Annotated in this window: 16 protein-coding genes; 6 read left to right on the top strand and 10 right to left on the bottom strand. The window is 43.8% G+C overall.

Annotated features, from left to right (window positions below; all coding sequences use genetic code 11):
* Window positions 1-307: 307 nt before the first annotated feature.
* Window positions 308-1,219: a HEPN domain-containing protein gene (locus C825_RS22775; protein WP_010800310.1), complete on the bottom strand. Its 912-nt coding sequence runs from the start codon at window positions 1,217-1,219 to the stop codon at window positions 308-310.
* A gap of 465 nt (window positions 1,220-1,684) precedes the next feature.
* On the opposite strand from C825_RS22775, the gene C825_RS22770 reads away from it, so the two are divergent.
* Window positions 1,685-1,849, top strand: coding sequence for a hypothetical protein (locus C825_RS22770; protein WP_154278159.1), 165 nt, complete (start codon window positions 1,685-1,687; stop codon window positions 1,847-1,849).
* A gap of 30 nt (window positions 1,850-1,879) precedes the next feature.
* On the opposite strand, the gene proC is transcribed toward C825_RS22770, so the two are convergent.
* Window positions 1,880-2,683 carry a pyrroline-5-carboxylate reductase gene (gene proC, locus C825_RS22765; protein ID WP_007653711.1) on the bottom strand — a complete coding sequence of 268 codons (804 nt, stop codon included), beginning with the start codon at window positions 2,681-2,683 and terminating at the stop codon, window positions 1,880-1,882.
* A gap of 141 nt (window positions 2,684-2,824) precedes the next feature.
* Here proC and C825_RS22760 point away from each other — a divergent pair, with 141 nt between their 5' ends.
* A complete protein-coding gene (locus tag C825_RS22760; RefSeq protein ID WP_370449595.1) occupies window positions 2,825-4,012 on the top strand; it encodes a C1 family peptidase in 1,188 nt (395 codons plus the stop codon).
* 104 nt (window positions 4,013-4,116) lie between these two features.
* Here C825_RS22760 and C825_RS22755 read toward each other — a convergent pair whose 3' ends face one another.
* From C825_RS22755 to argR, 8 genes are all read right to left on the bottom strand, one after another.
* Window positions 4,117-4,674 (bottom strand): copper resistance protein NlpE N-terminal domain-containing protein, encoded by a 558-nt coding sequence (locus C825_RS22755; protein ID WP_010800309.1) that lies wholly within the window; start codon window positions 4,672-4,674, stop codon window positions 4,117-4,119.
* Window positions 4,675-4,772: 98 nt separating this feature from the next.
* Entirely contained in the window at window positions 4,773-6,629 is a 1,857-nt protein-coding gene (locus tag C825_RS22750; RefSeq protein ID WP_007653705.1) for a mechanosensitive ion channel family protein, read from the bottom strand.
* Between the two features lie 27 nt (window positions 6,630-6,656).
* On the bottom strand, window positions 6,657-8,891 hold the full coding sequence (locus C825_RS22745) for a S9 family peptidase (RefSeq protein ID WP_010800308.1): 2,235 nt from the start codon (window positions 8,889-8,891) through the stop codon (window positions 6,657-6,659).
* Window positions 8,892-9,179: 288 nt separating this feature from the next.
* The gene (locus C825_RS22740) at window positions 9,180-10,307 is read right to left on the bottom strand and encodes an aspartate aminotransferase family protein (protein WP_010800307.1); all 1,128 of its coding nucleotides are present in this window, start codon (window positions 10,305-10,307) and stop codon (window positions 9,180-9,182) included.
* Window positions 10,308-10,345: 38 nt separating this feature from the next.
* Complete coding sequence (gene argC, locus C825_RS22735; protein ID WP_010800306.1) at window positions 10,346-11,314, bottom strand: N-acetyl-gamma-glutamyl-phosphate reductase; 969 nt, start codon at window positions 11,312-11,314, stop codon at window positions 10,346-10,348.
* Window positions 11,311-12,510 carry an argininosuccinate synthase gene (locus tag C825_RS22730; protein WP_007653701.1) on the bottom strand — a complete coding sequence of 400 codons (1,200 nt, stop codon included), beginning with the start codon at window positions 12,508-12,510 and terminating at the stop codon, window positions 11,311-11,313. Before C825_RS22730 ends, argC begins: the two co-directional genes overlap by 4 nt.
* Window positions 12,511-12,574: 64 nt before the next feature.
* Complete coding sequence (locus tag C825_RS22725; RefSeq protein WP_007653699.1) at window positions 12,575-13,168, bottom strand: GNAT family N-acetyltransferase; 594 nt, start codon at window positions 13,166-13,168, stop codon at window positions 12,575-12,577.
* Window positions 13,169-13,234: 66 nt separating this feature from the next.
* Window positions 13,235-13,678 carry an arginine repressor gene (gene argR / locus C825_RS22720; protein WP_044215257.1) on the bottom strand — a complete coding sequence of 148 codons (444 nt, stop codon included), beginning with the start codon at window positions 13,676-13,678 and terminating at the stop codon, window positions 13,235-13,237.
* Window positions 13,679-13,992: 314 nt separating this feature from the next.
* Between argR and C825_RS22715 the strand changes: the two genes are divergently transcribed.
* The 4 genes from C825_RS22715 to C825_RS22700 all read left to right on the top strand — a co-directional run bounded on the left by C825_RS22715 (window position 13,993) and on the right by C825_RS22700 (window position 20,807).
* Window positions 13,993-14,532, top strand: coding sequence for an RNA polymerase sigma factor (locus C825_RS22715; RefSeq protein WP_010800304.1), 540 nt, complete (start codon window positions 13,993-13,995; stop codon window positions 14,530-14,532).
* Window positions 14,533-14,596: 64 nt separating this feature from the next.
* Window positions 14,597-15,580 carry a FecR family protein gene (locus tag C825_RS22710; protein WP_010800303.1) on the top strand — a complete coding sequence of 328 codons (984 nt, stop codon included), beginning with the start codon at window positions 14,597-14,599 and terminating at the stop codon, window positions 15,578-15,580.
* Window positions 15,581-15,773: 193 nt separating this feature from the next.
* On the top strand, window positions 15,774-19,064 hold the full coding sequence (locus tag C825_RS22705; protein ID WP_160257397.1) for a TonB-dependent receptor: 3,291 nt from the start codon (window positions 15,774-15,776) through the stop codon (window positions 19,062-19,064).
* A 12-nt stretch (window positions 19,065-19,076) separates the two neighbouring features.
* Window positions 19,077-20,807 carry a RagB/SusD family nutrient uptake outer membrane protein gene (locus C825_RS22700; RefSeq protein WP_010800301.1) on the top strand — a complete coding sequence of 577 codons (1,731 nt, stop codon included), beginning with the start codon at window positions 19,077-19,079 and terminating at the stop codon, window positions 20,805-20,807.
* Window positions 20,808-20,863 lie beyond the last annotated feature (56 nt).

The raw sequence follows: 20,863 nt of genomic DNA, 5'->3' as shown, positions 1-20,863 counted from the left end.
ATTATAGAAGTATATTGCAAATGGCAAATAAATACTGAAAACATTGTGTATAAAAGATGTTTTATCATGTATCACTTCTGAAACTATTGCTCTCTTCCGGTCTGAGTAAATCAAACCCTATAATAAACTAATTGTTAACTCCTTACTTAGTATAATTACCCTGTACAGGATAATCGATTAGCCTGTACACCTTGGTGGATTATCCTGTACACCTTGGCTGGCTATCCTGTACACCTTGCCAATAAGGAGTCCTTACATTTCAATTAGTTAGTAGGGAGGAATGAATTAGTTTCCCGGCTTCTGCCGGTTAGTTTGTCGTTCTGGCACGACTCGCATATTCCTTTATTCTATTTTCGCAAACTTCTTTGGTGATCGTTGCTAAATGCTCTACACGTGGGATTAAGGCTTCTATATCTTCCTTCGTTGTAGCATAATATTTATTGTATCGTGCTTCTATGTAGGCTTTAAGCAACAAATTGAACAATCGTATTTCTTCTTCGGTATCGCGGGGGAATACTTTGGTTATTTCCAAAGAATGTGTTTTGGCAGCTTTAATTAACTCTTCCAAATCATGTATTTTATAGGTATGCATTGTAAATGTCAGAATAATAGCACGGTATAAGTTCTCGCAAGCCTGATGCAGATGAAACGCGGCCATATTGAATTCACTTTCACTTAAATAAAAACAAGCCCCTTTCATAAAACTTGTCGCTATTTTAAATTTAGTAGTATAATATTCCTGTCCCAGTTCTCCAATCTCGGAAAAATTAAGCTTGCGGCGACGGGCTAATTTGCAATTACCACTATCGTATAGCAGGATACCTTCTTTCTTTATGTCTGTATAAAAGTAGCGGCTTTTTGTTATTTCTTTGTTAAAGTCTTTGATCGTTTCATCGATAAAATGGATGTGAGTCGTAAATGCATATCTTCCCATCCCTTTATATTTGTAATAACGATCTTCCACTTTTTCCAACTGACAGCTTATTCCGCTACTATTGCAATCATTCCGGGTGATGACCAGTATATCGAAATCACTCATGAAATAAGTCGGTATTCCAAATTCGATCCGTTGGTCGTACTCTACGTAGTTGCCGCGAGCATAACTGCCGTAAAGAATGATCATTTCACATTGATCACCAAGAACTTCGACTACATATCGGGCGATCAGACGTAAATCGGTCTGTTTCTCTTTAGGTAAATGGGATAAGGACTTTTTCATTCGGATTTGCATTTATCATAGCATACAAAAGTATGGAAAAAAGGAATAACCCCCGTACATTTACTGCAAAATATATAAAGCTTTTACTCGCTACGTTGTAGCATGACTTTTTCTTACATTAACAAGTCTGCTTACGAATGACATAACATCCGGAATTAGAAATAATTGAACCTACTTTTCCCTTGATGGAAAAGTAGTCAAAAGATCAAGGCTTAACCGGCTTCACTGCTCCGGTGAAAGACTTCGCTGAAAAATCCGAAACTCGCTCCGCTCAGACAACGGATTTTTTTTACCGCTTCGTCTTCCCCCTCCGCGGACGTTCACCCGCTTAGGCCTTTCCAAGGAAGCTGTGCTTCCTCTTAGGATGGCCGATACCGGTACTTATAGAACAAAAACTTTCGGATTTAACAGGTAGTATCGGCAATCTTAAGAGAACGCAAAGCGTTCTATGAAAGGCCTCATCTGGTGAGCGTAAAGCGAAGTATCCGTAGAGAGCGTCCGGAGGCTGTGCTGTTTGAGCGTAGCGAGTTCACAGACGACAGCGAACGCAGGATGCTGAGTAGCGAAGCAGATGCAGCCTTGATCTTTTGGTTACTTTTCTATCAAGAGAAAAGTAACATTCACTTCTGATAAATTCTGAATCAATTTATAATTCTCTTTTTATTTACTGGCTTTCAATCCCCTGATGACAGAAGAGGTGAAACCGGACAGTTCCATTTCATTCAACCCCTTGATGGTAATACCGCCGGGAGTGGTAACCTTGTCGATCTCCATTTCCGGATTGCTCTTGTTTTCCAATAACAGGTCGGTAGCCCCCTTTACGGTATGGACAACGATCTCCTGTGCCTGCTTCGGATAGAAACCCAATTCGACACCGCCTTCAATAGCAGCACGGATATAACGGAGGGCGAAAGCGATACCGCTGGAAGCCAGTGCAGTACCGGCACCCATCAGGCGTTCTTCTACCAACATTGCATTGCCAAGCTCATTGAATATATTTATTATCAGGTCGGATTGCTCCGGTGTTGCGTTATGGGCGGAGACGAAAGTCATACTGCTCAATACCTCGATAGCGGTGTTGGGCATAATACGGAAAAGAGCCGGAGTAACCCAGTCTTCATAACTGGTGTTTTTAGTGAGATAAGAATTCAGCGTATCGAAGGTGATTCCGGCAGCTACCGAAACGATGATCTGTTTGTCGTAATCGAGCACTCCTTTTATCTGGTCGATGATCTCTTCCACCCGCCAGGGCTTTACTGCTATGACGATGATGTCTGCTCCCTTTACAGCTTCTATGTTGTTGAGTGACAACACGAAGTCTGGATTGGCCGCTTTCATTTTGTCCAATGTGGCTTGCGACTGTGCCGTACAGGTGATGTCCGATGCTTTAAACATATTTCCTTTTGCCAGTCCGCGGGCGATGGCACCGCCGATACTTCCGGCTCCGATAATCGTAATTTTCATGTCTCCGTTAATTTATAATTGTAAAATCATGAGTTGCAAAAGTATGGAAAAAAGGAATAAAACCCGTACATTTGCGTCAAAATGTATAATTGCTAATATAATCGAAAACAAAAGATGAAGAAACTTGTTGTTGCCGGCTTGATGCTGGCTTGTGCGTTCTCTGCAACAAATGTTGGAGCACAAGAAAAAGAGGGAGAAAAAGAAGAAGGTTTCATTTTTACAACAGTAAAGGAAAACCCGATTACATCTATTAAGAATCAGAACCGGGCAGGTACTTGCTGGTGCTACTCTACCATGGCTTTCCTGGAATCTGAATTGCTTCGTATGGGAAAGGGAGAATATGATCTTTCGGAGATGTTTACCGTTTACCACACTTATCAGGATCGTGCCGATATGGCTGTCCGCACTCATGGCGATGCTTCGTTCTCGCAGGGTGGGTCTTTCTATGATGTGATTTACGGAATGGAAGCTTTCGGTTTGGTGCCGGAAGAAGAAATGCGCCCCGGGGTGATGTATAGCGATACATTGAGTAACCACGGAGAGTTGTCTGCCCTCACAGATGCTATGGTGGGCGCCATGGCTGGCGGTAAAGTAAAAAAATTCCAGTATGACGAGGATTATAACCTGTTGTGGAAAAAGGCTGTAGCTGCCGTACATGAAATCTATCTGGGAAAAGCTCCGGAAAAGTTTACTTATAAAGGAAAAGAATACACTCCGAAGTCATTTTATGAATCTACAGGATTAAAACCGTCGGATTATGTATCGTTGACTTCTTATACGCATCATCCGTTCTATACGCAGTTCTCGCTGGAAATCCAGGATAACTGGCGTCACGCATTGTCTTACAACCTGCCGATCGACGAGTTTATGGAAGTGTTCGACAATGCGATCAATACAGGTTATACGATTGCCTGGGGATCCGATGTAAGTGAGTCCGGCTTTACCCGCGACGGTGTAGCTGTTATGCCTGACAACGAAAAGGTACAGGAACTGAGCGGATCTGACATGGCTCATTGGCTGAAGATGAAACCGGAAGAAAAGAAATTGAATACGAAACCGCAACCGCAGAAATGGTGTACGCAGGCAGAACGCCAGTTGGCTTATGATAACTGGGAAACTACTGACGACCACGGTATGCAGATTTATGGTATTGCCAAAGATCAGGAAGGAAACGAATATTACATGGTGAAAAACTCTTGGGGTACAGCCAACAAATATAACGGTATTTGGTATGCATCAAAAGCATTCGTACGTTACAAAACAATGAACATTGTCGTTCATAAAGATGCACTTCCTAAAGCGATCAAGGCTAAGTTAGGAATTAAATAATTCAATTATCTGAAAATAAAAGCAAAAAGAGGCGTTTCCCGGTAGGAGTTGGGGCGCCTCTTTTCTATTTATACAAAGATGTGCTTTTTTATAGGGTAGCTTTTTTATGGAACCAGTATCAGCGTATAATTCAGATCTGATGCTGCTTTCTGTAATTCCTGGTTTAATAGTGTCAGGCTGTCGCCTTCTGCCTGGAAGTAAAATGCCATGTCGCCATCGCTGGGGATCAGTTCGTAAACGATTGCTTCGGAGTTGGACGGTGTTCCATGTTTTACTTTGCGTTTACCGGTGGAAGAGAATGTTTTATCCTTTCCGTTTTCAGCTTCCAGATAAGTGGCGTCCATTTCGTAAACGCCGTCGTCGCTATCCTGCTGATAATATAAAGTCAGGTCATAAACGATGCCGGGACCGTCTGCTGCCGGGAATGTGCCCTTATATTTTTTCTGAATGACACTTCCTTTTTTAGGATCTACTTTCAGCGAATCACGCATATTGACCGGTTTGGCTGCTTTCCCTGTTACGGTAGGCAAAGCCGGTGCGCCTGGCGCAGCCTCGTCTATTGCATAAACATCTTCTTCTATAAGAGCGGGTTCGGCTGTTTTCTTCCCGCTACATGCAGCCAATAAAGCCAGAGCTGCTACTGCGATAAAATACTTTTTCATTATTCTGCATTTTTTATTAGTGACTTTGCCTTATAACAAAAGTCCCCCTGCATTTTGTTTTGCAGGAGGACTTTTTTAACTATATAATGTGCTGTTTCTTACTTTTTATCAGGAGAATCCGGCTTTTGCTGATATTCAGCCGGGATAGTGACGGCACTTCCGTCGCGCTCAGCATAATAGTGGGGCGACATGATCTCGATGCCGGCTTCGTTAAACACATCCTGTATGTTCTGATGCAGGTCCGAATAGATCTGCGAAAGCTGGTCGGCTTCCTTTATATATGCATTTATCTGGTAACAGGGGTAGTAATCCTGCAACTCCGTTTCCAGAACGAAGGGTTTCGGGTGTGACATGACTCCCGGCGTGGATCGCGCAGCGTTGACCAGTAACTGATGGACCTGACGCCAGGGTACATCGTAGCCGATGCTGACTGTCGAGTGGATGATCAGGCCGAACTGGCGGGCAGAGGCACTGTAATTAACCGTATGTGACGACATGATGAACGAGTTCGGGATCGTGACCACTTCGTTTTTAGGTGTGCGGATACGGGTGACGAACGGGGTTTTCTCTATTACGTTTCCGGTCGTTTCGTTCAATTTGATACGGTCGCCCAGTTTGAATGGCCGCATGTAAGTGATGACCAGTCCTGCTATGATATTTCCGATGACCGTGCTCGATCCTAAAGAAACGATCAACCCAACGAAGACGGATATCCCCTGGAACACACCGGAGTCGGAGCCGGGCAGATAAGGGTAGATCATCGCGATCATAAACGCATAGAGCAGGAAGCGTATGATATTGAAAGAGGGTTGCGCCCAGTCCGGATAGAAGCCGGTGATCTTGAGTTTTTCGCTTTCAATCTCATTGGCTATATACTGAATACCCTTGATGATGTATTTTACGCAGTAATAAATGACAATGATAATGAACAGGTTTGGAATATATTCAATAACCGATTTAAGGACCATCTTGATCGGTTCTATGATATAAGTGAACAGTCTCATTGCCAGGTGTTCCGTCTGTGGGAATATGGCGAACAACATCGGTACACTGAACATAAGCTGTATCAGCAGGACAATATAACGCAGGATATTATTCAGAAAGATGAGTATCCTGCCTTGCCGGTGGGTATTCAGAAACTCATAATCCCGTATGGTAATGGATTTGAGTTTGTTTTGTTTCAGCCAGATAATCCGGCGGCGGAGTTTCCTGAACAGATAGTTGGTCAGTTTGAACAGGAAATACTGGACGACCAGTACCAGGATGAACAAGGCAACCCGTTTGGCAATCTGAAGTATACTGTGTTCCTTTTTTAACTCCAGGATCTTATTATTGACAACAGACTGATACTCTTTGGCTAGCTTTTCCCTTTCCGTATTCAGCCAAAGGGCGTCCTGATCCGTCACACTGAGGATCACTTTTTCCCCGTACATGACATCTGTTTGGTATTCACTGTTAAACAGGTAGACTGAATCTGCTTTCAGGCTTAGGTTTTTACCTATTTTCTGGATCATGTTGACGGCATTTTCTGCCCGGTCATAGGCCGAGACACCTCCTCGTTTGGCATAGAAAGTGAGGAGAGTGTCATTGTCGATGATCAGATGAACACCGGGAGTCAGCGTCCGTAGCGAGTCGATGCTGCGGCGCTGTTCTTCTTTTTTCAACGAGTCGGTGGTGATATGCTTGTTCAGCGCGTCACTCAACTCGCTCCGGAGTACGATTTCGTTCAACTTCATCTCCTGTAGTTGAAGTTCGAGCTCCTGCATCCTGATGGAATCCAGGCGGAGTTTATCTTCAATCGCTGCCGATGAATCAGCAGGAATATCATTTGTTTTATTCTCTGTAATAACGGCATTCAGTAATCCTTCCGCCTTTTCCCTGATCTGGGACGTTGCCCGGGAAGGCATAAGGAATATTGCCGATAGAGTGGCAATGCACAAAATCAACTGTTTCATTGTGTTTCTACCCTTTTAGTAATTGTTTTATTTGCCTCCTGCCGGTAGATGGTCCAGCCAGTATTTAGCCATGCTTTTCCGTAGGTGCAGGCTTGTTCCTTCACGCTCGTAGATACCGTGGCTACGCATCGGATAACTGATCTGGCTGAATACTTTGCCATGTTTAACCAGTTCGTCCACCAGCATTTCGCAACTTTGGTAGTGCACGTTATCGTCACCCGTTCCGTGTATCAGCAACAGGTTGCCCTGCAAGCCTTCGGCGTAGGAGATAGGGGAGCCTTTACGGTATCCTTCCGGGTTATTCTGTGGTGTGTTCATATATCGTTCTTGATAAACGGTATCGTATAAACGCTGATCGGCAACGGCGGCGATCGCAATGCCCGTATGGAATATTTCCGGATAGCGGAACATGCAGTTCAATGTCTGGCTGCCACCACCGCTCCATCCGTTGATGCCGATGCGTGACAGGTCGATGAACGGATACTGGCGTGCCAGGTCTTGTATGCCCCGTGCCTGGTCTTCCGATGCAAAGGTGCCGACTTCGCCATAGATGCACTTGCGCCATTCCCGGCCGCGTGGAGCATTGGCCCCGCGGTTTTCGATGCTGACATAGATATATCCCTGGTTCACCAGATATTGATTCCACAGGTCGCCGCCTCCCCATGAGTCTTGTACGGTCGAGCCGGCAGGTTCGCCATAGACTTCGATGATGACCGGATATTTCTTTGAAGGGTCGAAATTGACGGGCTTGATCATGCAGACGTCCAGTAGCAGGTCGCCCGATCTGGCTTTGACAAACTCTTTCGGGTTCAGTCCCAGGGCATCGTATTGTTTCTTGGCCTCTGCATTATCTTCGAGGATGCGTACGGATTGATTTTTAGGGAATGAAACCATGTCGATCACCGGAGGGGTTACCGAGTTGCTGTAGGTATGTACGGCCCATTTACCGGTCGGGGACATGTTGTAGCGGTGCTGTCCCGGTTGGTTTTCCGGACTCAGCCGTTTCACTTCGCCTTTGCCGAACAGGTTGGCGCTGTACAGGTAACGTTGCGTATAGTTTTCCGGTGAAGCGATAAAATAGACCAGTCCCTTTTGCAGGTCGGTCCCGACGGGCTGGATATAGTCGAAGTCACCTTTGGTAACGGGGACGATCTCTTTTCCGTCGCGGCTCACACGATACAGGTGGCGCCATCCGCTCCGTTCGCTTTCCCAGGTGAAATACTGGTTGTTTTTCAGCCACAGGATATTATCGTTTGTGTCCAGCCATGCCGCATCTTTGTCTGTAAAGATATTCTTAGGGGTTGCGCTGCCGATTTGGGCGATCCATACTTTGTTGGTATTTTGTTCCCGGTTTAACTGCTGGATGAACAGTTCATTGCTTTCGGGGATGAAGTCCATACGCGGGATATAGTTGTTGCGGGGATCTCCGGGAATGTCGATCCAGGTCGTTGTTCCTCCTGCTGCCGGGATGTATCCGACTTTTACGGCCGAGTTGGCAGTTCCTGCTTTCGGATAGGGGAAATGAAGGATAGTAGGATAGATGGAATCGACGTTGTTGATGATATCGAATACGCCGGTTCCTTCCGTATCGCTTTGCCAGTAAGCGATGTATTTGCCGTCCGGGCTCCAGCGGAAACCGTCGCGGCAACTGAACTCTTCTTCATATACCCAGTCGAATGTACCGTTTACGATGGTCTTGCTTCCGTCGCTGGTCAGTTGGGTGATTTTGCCGGAGTTTATGTCTTCCACATATATATTATTGTTGGAAACGTAAGCCACCCTTGTTCCGTCGGGTGAGAATTTGGCGAACATCATGGACGATTCGGGTAGTCCTTTTCCCAGTTGGCGCAGGTTGCCGTCATGTAAAGAAAGTACCCAGTAATCACCACGGGTATCGTAGCGCCATACACGTTGCGTATTGTTGTAGATCAGAACTTTATCATTGTCATCACTCCACGATATTCTTCCCATGGCAATTTTCTTGCCGGTCGATTTATCTGTGAACATAGCAGAGGGGATAATTACTTCGCGGGCATTGTCTTTGGCGCGGTAGGCTACGACATCCATTCCTCCTTCTTCCTTGTTTGGTTCGAGGCGGCTGTAGCGCTCCCCGTCTTTCATCCAGTTCATGGCACCAACACCTTTTGTCCGGATAAGTTTTCCACTCAGTACATCTTCTAAATCCAATGATTTTTGTGCGGTACACAGATTACTGCAAAAAATAGAAATAGCAGCGGCAACGATCAGCTTATTTAGTTTCATTTGTATTTATTGTATTTGTTTCTGAACATACAAATAACGTAAAGTTCTTTGAGATAACAAAGGGGAAACTCTTTATTATTATCTTTGCGGCTTCAAAAGAGGTTGCGGGTGGCGCGAAAGGAACGGTTGCTGATGCCGCAACAAGCCTTTCGCGCCATCCTCGAAACAGCTTTCGCGGTATCCTCGAAAGTGGTGTCGTTGCTGCCGCGAAAGTACAGGAGATAAAATAAAGCAAGAAGGCCGCCTTCGGAAATTCCGTTGGCGGCCTTCTTTATAATAAAGAACTAATTAAGCATTGAGTACTTTTTTGAAACGGGTAAGGAATTCTTTCGCTTCGTCCATTGTCAGGCAAAGCGGCGGAAGCAGACGGATCGTATTGGTGCCGGCCACTCCTGTGAATACCTTTTCTTCGAAGAGCAGTTTGCTGCGCACTTCTTTGATAGACTCTTCAAACTCGATACCGATCATCAGGCCGCGTCCTCTGATCTCTTTGATCCCCGGCAGTTTGTGTAATTCTTCAATCAGGAAGTTTCCTACCTGGGCGGCATTGTCGATCAGCTTTTCATTTTCCATGATTTCCAGAACGGCGATAGCAGCCGCACAAGCCAGATGGTTACCACCGAAAGTGGTTCCCAACATACCGTAAACGGGTTCGAACATCGGGCTGATCAGCAATCCGCTCATCGGGAAACCGTTGCCGATGCCTTTAGCCACTGTGATCAGGTCCGGTTTGATACCGGCATACTGGTGGGCGAAGAATTTACCGCTACGTCCGTAACCGGATTGGATTTCGTCCAGAATCAGGCAAGCCTCATATTTTGTACACAGGGTACGCAGTTCCTTCATAAAGTCGTCTGTCGGAAGCTGGATACCGCCGACACCCTGGATACCTTCGATGATTACGGAAGATACATCTCCTTTCTGCAATTCAGCTTCAACGGCTGCCGAATCGTTCAGCGGCAGATAGGTCACTGCCAGGTCTTCATTGACCGGAGCAATGATTTTCGGGTTGTCTGTTACGCGAACCGCAGCCGAAGTACGTCCGTGGAAAGCATGCTTGAAAGCGATCACCCGTTTCTTGCCATTATGGAAAGAAGCCAGTTTCAGCGCATTTTCATTTGCTTCGGCACCAGAGTTGATCAGGAACAGTGAGTAGTCATCATAACCGGAGGCTTTACCGAGTTTGTCTGCCAGTTTTTGTTGCAGGCTGTTGATGACCGAGTTGGAATAGAATCCCAGTTTGTTTACCTGGTCGGTGATAGCGGCTACATAAGTAGGGTGGCTGTGACCGACGGAGATAACGGCATGTCCGCCGTACAGGTCGAGGTATTCAGTACCTTCCGTATCCCATACATGGCATCCTTTGCCTTTTACAATCTCTATATTAAATAAAGGATATACGTCGAATAAATTCATGATGAATAATGTGTTAATATTGGCACATTGGTTAATTATTAAAAAGCCGAAGGCTTGAGATGTAGTCCTACAGTCTCTTCCAAACCGAACAGCAGGTTCATATTATGCACCGCTTGTCCGCTGGCGCCTTTCAACAAGTTGTCGATCATGGAAATGATCAGCAGTTTGTTGTCGTATTTCTGAAGATACAGGAGGCACTTGTTGGTGTTGACAACCTGTTTCAGGTCCGGGTTCTTGTCGGTGATGAACGTGAATGAATGATCATCGTAATACTCTTCGTAAATACGGCGGATTTCATCCAGTCCCACCTTGCAGTCGATATAAGTCGTTGCAAAAATACCACGGGAGAAATTACCACGCACCGGAATAAAGTTGATATTGCTTTCGAAACTATTCTGTAACTGACGCAGGCTCTGGCCTATCTCGGCCAAATGCTGGTGAGTGAACGGTTTATAGATCGAAATGTTATCGTTTCGCCAGCTGAAATGAGATGTTGACGAAGGCTTTACGCCAGCTCCCGTGGAACCGGTGATCGCATTCACATGCAACTCCGAGTTTAACATCAGATGCTTGGCCAGCGGCAAAACGGCTAACTGGATACAAGTGGCAAAACAACCGGGGTTTGCAATGTGTCGGGACTTGCAGATACGTCGTCGGTTCAGTTCGGGCAGGCCGTAAACGAAATCGTGTTCATCGCTTTCGATACGGTAATCCATGCTGAGGTCGATGATCTTCACGTTGTCGGGAACAGTATGGCTTTCCATGAATTTCTTTGTATCGCCATGAGCGGTACAGAAGAACAGAAGGTCGATGCTGTCCAGCGGGAGTTGGTCGGTGAAACGCATATCGGTTTCTCCGAACAGTCCGCCGTGAACGTCAGTGATCAGGTTGCCGGCGTTGCTGGTACTATTCACAAATGTAATCTCGGCGTCCGGGTGATTCAACAGCAGACGAATCAATTCGCCTGCCGTATATCCCGCACCACCTATAATTCCGATCTTAATCATATTTCTTCGTCCTTATGGTTGTTATAATAAACACGCAGCGGTGTAGAAGTTACTTTGATAAAGCCTTTGGCATCTTCTGCCGTCCAGCCTTTCTGCATTTCACCGTATTCACCGAATTTAGTCTTCACCAGGTCGTCTTCCGACTCGACGCCTACGGTAGAGAAGGACAGCGGACGCAGTTCAAGGATAGCCGTACCGTTTACGTTACGCTGTGATTCCTGCAACATGGCTTCGATGTCGCGCATAACCGGTTCCAGGTACTGGCTTTCGTGCAGGAACATGCCGTACCAGTTGGCTACCTGGTCTTTCCAGTACTGCTGCCATTTGCTTAATGTATATTTTTCAAGGAAACGGTGTGCACCGATGATCAACATGGGGGCGGCAGCTTCGAATCCTACACGGCCCTTGATACCGATGATTGTGTCGCCGACGTGCATATCGCGGCCGATGCCGTAAGCTGCTCCGATCTCTTCCACCTTCTGGATAGCAGCGATCTTGTCTTCGAATACCTCACCGTTGACAGCATGGATCTCACCCTTTTTAAATTCGATACGCAGTTCTTCGCTACCGGTCTTTTCCACCTGTTTCAGGTAAGCACTTTCGGGTAATCCCTGGGCAGAATCCAGAATTTCACCGCCGCAGATGGAAGTTCCCCACAAACCTACATTATAAGAGTATTTCAGTTTGGTGAAGTCGGCAACGAAACCATGTTCTTTCAGGTAATTGATTTCGTAGTCGCGGGTCAGCGCCATGTCGCGTGTCAATGTGATGATTTCTACGTTTGGAGCCAGCACCAGGAATGTCATGTCGAAACGTATCTGGTCGTTACCGGCACCGGTCGAACCGTGAGCGATAGCGTCTGCACCGATCTCATTGGCATAACGTGCGATGGCCAAAGCCTGGAAGATACGTTCGGAGCTTACTGAGATAGGGTAGGTTCCGTTACGCAAAACGTTACCGAATACCATATACTTCAAACTCTTTTCGTAGTATTCCTTTGTAACGTCGATAGTTACATATTTGGTTGCGCCCAGTTTGTAGGCGTTTTCTTCGTTCTGTTTCAGTTGTTCTTCGCTGAATCCGCCTGTATTAGCGCAAGCGGCATATACTTCATACCCTTTTTCTTTGGCAAGGTACATAACGGTAAATGAGGTATCCAAACCTCCGCTGAATGCAACTACTACTTTCTTTTTCATTGTCTGTCTGTTTTTGTGGGGGGGGTAAGGGCGTTTCGCGAAACGCCCCTACGGGCCTCCTTTATTATTTATTATTATTTTTTTCTCTTTCGTCTGCTTCCCGTTTCGCACGGTGCGGGTCGGCAGGGTCGAACAACATCGCCGTACAGATGCAATATTTCCGGTTCGTGCGTTCCAGAATATCATGGTTTATGCAACCGTTGCAACCGCGCCAGAACGATTCGTCGTCCGTCAGATCGGAAAAGGTAACCGGCACGTATCCCAGTTCCGTATTCATTTTCATTACTGCCGCGCCGGACGTAAGACTGAAAATCTTAGCCTTCGGCCAACGCATGCGGGCCAGTTGAAACGTCATATCCTTGATCCGTTTGGCAATACCCAAACCACGGAAATCCGGATGAACAATTAAACCGGAGGTCGTCACATACTGCTTGTTGCCCCACGATTCTATATAGCTGAAACCTGCAAACTGATCCCCAGCCAGCGCAATGACCGCTTTCCCTTCAATCATTTTCTGGGCCACATATTCATGCGTACGCTTAGCGATACCTGTTCCACGCACTTTGGCCGCCTCTTCAATGGTAGTCAATATCTTGTCTACGTATATTTCGTGAGAGGCGTCAGCAATCATTACATCGATTTCTGTTTCTTGTTTCATTTTTCCGATTGTTCTTTGTCTTCTTTTGTTTATAAACGGAAGAACCGTTGTCTCCCTTAATCGCCCTTATATAAAATGTGATAATGCTTTTACTATCCGGTCCCTGCTGATCCCTTCGCGGGGGATGATCAGGATGGTGTCGTCTCCGGCAATCGTACCCAGTATCTCGTGCGGGGCATGGGTGTCGATGTCGGATGCGATCCCCATCGCATATCCCGGACGTGTCTTGACTACTGCCAGGTTTCCGGAAAATTCGATGTTCGGATGATGTTCTGTCTGCACCTTGTTCGGCTGTATCAAAGCTGAATAATCGGGCAGACAATATACATAATCGCCGTTCGCATCATGTACTTTGGCCACTTTCAGCTGCTTTATGTCGCGCGACAAAGTAGCTTGTGTCACCTGAAATCCGCTGGCTTCCAATTCTTTCAGCAGCTCTTCCTGGTTACATATCGCCTTTGTTTGTATGATACGGCAAATAGCATCCAATCGTTCCTTTTTTGTACTCATGTTTGTATATTTATGCAAAACGGTTGCAAATATAAAGCGAATAATTGAATAAATATACATGTAGGGACGGTTTTTTTGCATAATTATTTATACTGTATATCTGTTGAGCAAAAATGCCTTTGGAATTGTTCTATTCTTATAAAGAAATGATAATTTTGTATTCATAAAAACAACTGTTCTGTTAGAATGAAATATTTTTGAGGATTGTATGAATAATGCGAAGGAAATTCGTAGTTGCTGCTTTTCTTAGTTAGAAAAAATTGATTTCCAAAATTTATCGTATATTTGGGCGCAAAGGAAATAAACCGGAAGAAATGTCGGATACAACTACCACAGATGAAAAGCTGATTGAAGCAATTGGGAGAGGTGATTACGTTAGTTATAATAAACTGTTCGAACGTTATTATGCTCGCCTCTGTCAATATGTGTATAGTCTGCTCATGGATAAAAGTGATGCGGAAGATGTTGTGCAGGAACTTTTTCTGAAGATATGGAAGAATCGGGAAAAGATTGAAATTATAGAAAATGTAAGCGGCTATCTCTATCGTATGGCTAAACACCTGGCATTGAATCAACTCAGGTCAAAAGTTTATTTTAATAACTTATCGGAAAGCAAGGACCAATTATCTTATGAAGAAAACAGAGTTGAAATCGAAGAATTTCGGATAGCAGTCTACGATTGTATAGATCGCCTCCCGGATCGTAGCAGGGAAGTGTTGTTGCTTCACCGTATAAAAGGACTGAAACAGAAGGAAATATCAGAAAAACTCCAAATCTCGGTAAAAACAATCAAAAATCAGATATGGTCGTCGCTTCAGAAACTAAAGAGATGCTTGGAGTTAAAAGGAATATAATTTTTTTCGGGTCCTGAATAGGACCTTTTTTTATTTGTTGTGTCATATATTAAAAGCATGATTTATGGAAGAGCAAAAAAATATAAAAGATCACATCATAGACTATTTACTGGATGACGGAGAAGAAAAAGCCATATCTCCTGTATTGTCGGAATGGTTAGCTGAAGATGTATCTAATCAAAAAGAATTTGAGCAATATAAGAAAATATGGAAGGCATCGGGCTCTTATACAGAACCCAATGCCTATGACTCTGATCTGGCATGGGAGAAAATTAATATGATAAACGGACAGCAGATAAATACCCGGACGTATTTAAAGAATATATCTTATGTAATTTCCGGAGTGGCTGCTTCCTTGCTGATTATGTTTGCCCTTTCTTTTATGGGTGTTTTTGAAAAGAATACGGAGGTGCTGGTAAGCATGAATGCTGATTACGGAAACCGTTCGGAAATTGTTTTACCGGACGGATCGGTGGTAAAACTGAATTCCGGGTCGGAGATTACTTATTTATATGATCCGAAGGAGAAAATACGGGAAGTAAGTTTCCAGGGAGAAGGTTTTTTTGATGTATCTAAAAGTAAATCCCCGTTTGTCATAAAAATGGCAGGTGGATTGAGTGTGAAAGTTTGGGGGACTTCTTTCAACCTACAGGCTTATGTGGACGATCCGGTTATTCAGGCTTCATTGGTGGAAGGGTGCATTGAACTGGATAGTGGAAGCGATAAGTTGGTCATGAAGCCGGGAGAAATGGCCGTTTTTGATAAACAAGCAAATAAGATCAAACAAGTGGAAGGTATATTATCTCATTCTTATGGATGGTTGGATAATAAGTTATATATGGAGGATATGCCGTTATCGGTTGTTTGTAAATATCTGGAAAGATGGTATGATGTGAAGATTATGCTCCAACCGGGGCTAGGGGAAAATATTCGTTATAATGGGGTCATACAGGAAGAAACCGTAACGGATGTAATGAATGCATTGTCCCGCCTGAGTAAGATACGCTATCATGTGACAGGAAAAAATATAAGTATAACCTCTAAATAGAATTGCCTATGAAGTAAAGAACCATGAATACACAAAACGGGAAATGCTGGAAACATCTCCCGTTATAAGTCTGATCATAAAATTAGTGCTTGCAACACTAATAGTTAACTAATAATCAATTTACAAATATATGAATTTTTTCAATAAGTTAGAGTCGGTTTTTTATCCGACCCTTAAAAAGATATTATCTATTATGAGATTAACGACATTACTTTTGATTGTATTCTCACTTAATATATCTGCAACTGTTTATTCTCAAAACACGAAGTTATCGTTGGATGTTAAGAACCAATCGATAAAGGAAGTTCTTTTCCTGATCGAAAATCAATCTGATTTTCGTTTTATATATGAAAGTGGGAAAATTAATTTGGACAAAATAGTATCTGTCCGTGTGAAAGACCAATCTGTCGAAACGGTTTTAAAACGTCTTTTTGAACAGGAAGGAATCCAATATGAAATTACGGAGAATAATTTTATCCTGATCAATCCGATGGAAAAGAAGGGGAATGTTTCGCCCGTAGTATTACAACAGGGCCGGCGTGTTACAGGTGTGGTAAAAGATGTAACCGGCGAACCGATTATAGGGGCAAACGTGGTGGAAAAAGGCACGACAAATGGAACAGTTACGGACTTTGACGGACGTTTTTCCATAGATGTTTCAAGCCATAATATTCTTGAAGTATCCTATATCGGATATGCTTCGAAAGAATTCAAACTTACGGATAAGTCAACGTATGATGTTGTCCTGACGGAAGATACCGAGTTGCTGGATGAAGTCGTGGTGGTCGGTTATGGTACACAGAAGAAGGTAAACTTGACTGGGGCCGTAGAATCTGTGAGTGGTGATCGATTGGCAAAACAACCGGTAGCACAAGCTTCGCAGGCATTAGTTGGACTTGCTCCAGGTTTGACTGCTATTCAGGAGAGCGGACAGCCGGGAGAAGATAAGGCGATTTTGCGTATTCGCGGTATGGGCTCGATCAGTGCGTCTAATGATCCTTTAATTTTGATTGACGGCGTGGAAGGAGATATTAATACGATAGATGGAAATGATATCGAAAATATTTCGGTATTGAAAGATGCTGCATCTGCTGCGATTTATGGCTCACGTGCTTCAAATGGAGTTATATTAGTTACCACGAAGAGAGCAAAAGAAGGAGGTGTTTCGGTAAATTATAAGAACTATCTGGGGTGGCAGAACCCGACGAATCTTCCTTCGTTCTTAGGTGCTCTTGATTATTTGAAGTATACAGGTTCCGATCAGGCGACAATTGATGCTTATCGGGCGGGTATGAAGACAGACCCGGACCGATATCCGGATACTGATTGGGTTGGCTTGCTGTTTAGTGAAACGAACTTTCAACAATATCATAACCTGAATGTTAGCGGAGGTTCTGATAAGGCGAAGGTTTTGGCTTCAGTCTCTTTTACGGATCAGGGAGCTGATATTGTCAATTATGGTTTTAAGCGTTACAATGGACGATTTAATTCAGATTTGAAGTTATCGGACAAATTTGATATTAATTTTGATTTGGCTTTTAGCCGGTCAGAGCAAAATGCATCTAATGCTACATTGACGGCTGTTGTACGGGATGCGTTCAGAATTGCGCCTAATTATCCTGCAGTCTATTCAGATGGTACCTGGGGGGATGGTTTCTCCGGAGGAAACCCGATAGCGCAGGTACGGGCTGGCGGTTATAACAAAAGACTTTATAATGAATTCAGAGGTTTGTTGAAAGCGAACTACCGGCCTTTCGATGGGATGAATATCTCAGTCTTATATGCACCCTCCTATGAAGATATTTATGTAAAAAGAGCATCTAAGACATACGAGCAAGTGATGGACTGGGATACTAAGACGATCCGGAAAAAGGGAGATCCTAATAGCTTTACGCAGACAAACGAGCGTCCGTTCAGTCAGAGTTTCAACGCTGTAGTTTCTTATACAAAGACGCTTAAAGATCATAGTTTTTCTGTGTTGGGAGGATATGAGTTTATCAAGTATAACTATGAGATGTTTTCTGCCGGGCGGCAATATTATGTTTTGCAGGATTATGAAGTGCTTAATGCCGGTTCGGAAGAATATGATTCAAACTCCGGAACAGCGACTCATAATGCGTTAGTCTCATATTTCGGACGTGTCAATTATTCCTATAAGGACCGTTACCTGTTTGAAGCAAATCTGAGACGAGATGCTTCTTCCCGGTTTGCGAAGGATAATCGGGTGGGTATTTTCCCATCTTTTGCTGCGGGGTGGAGACTTTCTGAGGAGAACTTTATGAAGGATCTTTCGTTTTTGTCTAATTTGAAATTACGTGCCTCATGGGGTAAATTGGGAAACCAAGAAATTGGTAGTGATTTTCCTTATACATCTTCTATTGCATTGGGTAGTGCCAATTATCTGATGGGAGGACAAATTGTAAACGGAGCAGCCCAGAAAGTACTGGCGAACAAGAATATCAAGTGGGAAACGACAGCAACGACCAATATTGGAGTAGATGCAGGATTGCTGGATCAGAGATTGACTCTGACCGCTGATTATTATGTTCGTAAAACAAAAGATATTTTGTTGAATATACCGGTACCTGTAGTAACGGGTCTTGAAGCACCGATCCAAAATATCGGAAATGTAGAAAACCGTGGATGGGATGTAACGGTCGGATGGCAAGACCGGGTTTCGGCTTTTGACTATGGCATAAAAATTAATTTATCAGATGTGAAAAATGAGGTTACCAATCTGGGTGGAAGCGAGATGATTATTACGGGAAATTCTATTATCCGGTTAGGAGCACCGATCAATTCCATTTATGGTTATGAAACTGAAGGTATTTTCCAATCGCAGGAAGAAATAAATGGGGCGCCCAGCCAATTTGGTACTTTAAAACCTGGTAATCTCCGTTATAAAGACCAATTGACCGTCGATACCGATGGAGATGATGTGATGGATGCAAGCGACGGCGTGATCAATGCGGATGACAGAGTTATATTAGGCGATCCGTTTCCAAGATATACTTTTGGAATTGATTTGACTGCCGGTTATAAGGGATTTGACCTTGCGATTGCATTGCAGGGAGTAGGTAAACGTGATGTCCTTTTAGGTGGCGATCTTGTTTATCCTTTGTTTAATGCTGGTAAACTTCAGGAATGGCATGTCAAAGAATGTTGGACTCCTGAAAACTCAAATGCAAAGTTCCCTATTCTGGAGGCAACGAGCTTTGGTAGTAATGATGTGCAGGCAAGTAACACATGGTTGTTCAATGCTTCTTACCTGAGAGTGAGAAATGTAACATTGGGTTATACGTTGCCGAAACAGCTCTTGAGCAAAGTATTTATCAAGAACTTAAGAGTATATTTCTCCGGGCAGAATTTATTGACCTTTGATAGCCTTCCGCAGGGGATCGATCCGGTTGTTCCGAATGATTCGCAGGGAGCGATCTATCCTGTTGCTAAGAGTTATACATTTGGTATTGATTTATCCTTTTAAATGAAGAATATTATGAAAATATATAAGCTGTTATTATTGTTGGTTGTCGGATTTTCTTCTTGTGAAAATAATATTTTGGATTTGGAATCTCTGACAGAGCCGGTTGACGATGTTTTTTATAAAAATGGAGAAGAATTGAACCTGGCACTTAATGGAACTTATAATTCATTGCGTTTGACAACTGATTATAAGATACCTCTTATGGTTGCGATGGATAATGGAGCGACGGATATCGGTGTGTCCAGGGGTGTTTGTTCTGCTATGATGAATCAGGGACAAGGAACACAAAGTTCGACTAACGGAGGTTTTCTCACAATTTACTCGGATCATTATAAAGGTATTGCCCGAGCAAATGCATTGTTGGAAAATATGGTACGATCCAAGGATGTCGTGTCTGAAACCATATATAAGCAGATTGAAGCGCAGGCTTTGTTTATAAGGGCGTTTCATTATATGTATCTCACTGAGCTTTTTGGTGATGTCCCATTTTTGAATAAAGTAATAAAAGTTCCGACAGAAGGACTGATTCCACGTGAATCGAAAAAGGTTATAATTGATCAAATCCTCGCAGATTTGAAAAAAGCGGCAGAAGTGCTTCCTTATTCATGGAAAGGTGAGCCGGAACGTATTACAAAGGGAGCTGCTCTAGGGTTACATGCCCGTATCTCGTTGTATAATGGATATTATGCAGAGGCTGCGGCATCGACTAAAGAGATTATGGATAATGAACAGGCTTTTGGGTATAGCCTTCATGCAAATTACGGAGAATTGTTCCAATTAGCCGGACAAGCATCTGCAGAGATTATGTTTATCATGCCGTTTAAATATGAATATTATATTACGCAGTTTTCTGTAACTCAGGGATCACGTAATAAAGGGGCTGTCAGTGTAATGGTACCTACTCAGTCTATGGTCGATTCTTACGAATGTATTGATGGTGAAACAATCGACAAGTCGAAAGTGTATAGTCCGAAACGCCCCTTTGAGAACAGGGATCCTCGTTTAAAAGCCTCTATAATTACTCCGCAAAGTGAATGGGCTGGTATGATTTTTGAAAGCCATCCGGACAGTACGACTTATCGTTTGGTAAATGGGGCAATCGGCGGATCTAACAGTGATTGTCGTACAGTTTCTTGGCCGGCAGCTTTCTGTGGCTATTTATGGAAGAAAAATACGATAGAAGAAACGCAGGTAAAAATTCAATCTTGGGATGATCATAACTTTATCCTGATGAGATATGCCGAGATTTTATTGACCTACGCGGAAGCAAAAATCATGCAAGGAGAGGTTGATGAGTCAGTGTTGACTGCCATAAATAGAGTTCGTGCCCGTGCTTATGGAGTAGATGTTTCTGCAACAGCTGATTATCCGGCTATTACGACTATGGATGTGGCAAAGTTGAAAACGATTATCCAGCGTGAAAGAAAAGTAGAGTTAGCAGATGAAGGTTTCCGTTTGTTTGATATCCGACGGTGGAAGATCGCAGAGAAAGTAATGCCGGTTACTATTTACGGTCGAATATTGGATACTGAAACAGCTACTGGCATACCTCAAATTGATGAAGACGGTTTCGTTTCCTATAGCGGAATAGCAAGCCAATATGATTTGAATACTGATGCTCGTTTCCCGAATGCAGTTCGTGTATTCAATTCTTCACGGGATTATTTGTGCCCGATTCCTCAGCAGGAAATAGATACCTATGCCCGTTTTGGCATAACACTCGGTCAGAATCCGGGTTATTGATAATAGGTTTTGATTCAAGGAACACAGAAAATTGCAGATTAATGCTCAATTTTCTG

Source organism: Parabacteroides sp. ASF519 (assembly GCF_000364265.2).
In the GTDB taxonomy this organism is placed as follows: domain Bacteria; phylum Bacteroidota; class Bacteroidia; order Bacteroidales; family Tannerellaceae; genus Parabacteroides; species Parabacteroides goldsteinii.
The sequence above is the reverse complement of the archived record's forward strand: the minus strand, read 5'-3'. Positions and strand labels throughout refer to the sequence as shown.